Here is a 286-nt window from a genome sequence, read left to right as displayed (position 1 = left end):
GGTTTATGCACACGCTTCCTATATTACCGTCAATATCTCATCGCCAAATACCAAAAACTTACGTGACTTACAGAGTGGTGAAGCGTTGACTCAGCTACTTGATACGATTAAAAACCGTCACAACCAATTGGCAACAGAGTATGGCTTTTATGTGCCACTGGTCTTAAAAGTAGCGCCTGATTTAGAGCCGCTACAAGTGGATTATATCTCACAGCAGTTGTTAGATTTTGAGATTGATGGTTTGATAGCCACCAATACCACATTGAGCCGCGTCGGTGTCGAAGAC

Annotated in this window: 1 pseudogene; it reads left to right on the top strand. The window is 43.0% G+C overall.

The features are described 5' to 3' along the window. Positions 1-286, top strand: a pseudogene (locus AAEY83_RS14090) (quinone-dependent dihydroorotate dehydrogenase); the annotation flags it as partial.

The organism is Psychrobacter sp. TB20-MNA-CIBAN-0197, assembly GCF_040309765.1.
In the GTDB taxonomy this organism is placed as follows: domain Bacteria; phylum Pseudomonadota; class Gammaproteobacteria; order Pseudomonadales; family Moraxellaceae; genus Psychrobacter; species Psychrobacter submarinus.
This window is presented reverse-complemented; position numbering and strand designations above follow the sequence as displayed.